Genomic DNA, 1,253 nt, shown 5'->3' on the forward strand with positions numbered 1-1,253 from the left:
AGGTTCATACGTATGAACGCCGTCCATCCCTGCAAAAGCTCACCTTGGCTCGGTCAAGGAAGTCACAGGCACCACAGGTTCATACGTATGAACGCCGTCCATCCCTGCAAAAGCTCACCTTGGCTCGGTCAAGGAAGTCACAGGCACCGCAGGTTCATACGTATGAACGCCGTCCATCCCTGCAAAAGCTCACCTTGGCTCGGTCAAGGAAGTCACAGGCACCACAGGTTCATACGTATGAACGCCGTCCATCCCTGTAAAAGCTCACCAAACTCCCTGAATCCACTCACTGGACTCCCCGCGTAGCCTCACCCAGACGTGCAGACAACCCCGTAGGAGCTCACCAAACTCCCTGTAAACGCTCACCAAAGTTCCTGTAAAACCTCACCATTACCCATCTAACCTATTGTCAGCATTGAAAAATCCAAGGTTTAATTTGTATTTAAGGTATTCAAGTTGTCATCAAACAATCAAGGGGGCGAGTGTGTAGCAAGAGCAAGGGTCAGACATCCCTTTAGCGATGACAATCTATGCACAGAAATGAATGTGAGCACTCTCTTACAAATGTAGCTCCCCGTGAAAGCTCACCATAGCGCTCTGTAGAAACACATCTTCAAATTGGAAAACTCAATAGATGTGTGTACCCACTTATGTTGAACGGAAGTGCTATAGGGCCCAGTTCATGTACACAGAACTTGCAAACACTAGAGCAAGATCCCTGCAACGTCTCACCTTAGGCTCGAGTTAAAGCGCGAACGCATTCGCAGGCGGGTCTATAAACCGCCCCAGGATTGAACTGCCCGCCCTCCAGAAGTTGGACAAAACAAGCGTCACGTCGCGGCGCTCTATGACATCCGCAATCCCAGCCAGATCGTGGCTTGGCAGCGCAATCTCGATCAAGGCCGCCTGCAGGCTCGCAACAGCCGGAATGAAGAACAACCCAAGATGAAGCCAAACGACGCTCTGCCGCACTGTCGAGCACGGTCGTTGTCGATGCGGAAAAACCCTGCGGGAAGAGAACGACCGACTTTGCGCGGAGGTTGGGTACCTAAAAAATTGCAAGCGTTGATCCGGTCGGAGATGTCAGCTGTGCCTGAACAAAGTACTGTGGGAGGGTGTGCAGAATTTTGTGTAAACGGTCAATCCAACGCCGACGCAAGTCGGCCTGTCCGTAAGCACCATGAGTACCAAGAAACACGACGTACCCGAAGAACTGCTGTCTGGCCTGCTGGCTAACTACAAGAAGCCTGAAG

The 1,253-nt window shown here is 51.6% G+C and carries 1 protein-coding gene; it reads right to left on the minus strand.

Going from position 1 to position 1,253, the window contains the following annotated elements:
- Positions 1-1,048 precede the first annotated feature (1,048 nt).
- On the minus strand, positions 1,049-1,253 hold a 205-nt coding region (locus BN2503_RS21180; protein WP_233495140.1), incomplete at its 5' end, for a hypothetical protein.

The organism is Paenacidovorax caeni (genome assembly GCF_001298675.1).
GTDB lineage: Bacteria > Pseudomonadota > Gammaproteobacteria > Burkholderiales > Burkholderiaceae_C > Paenacidovorax > Paenacidovorax caeni.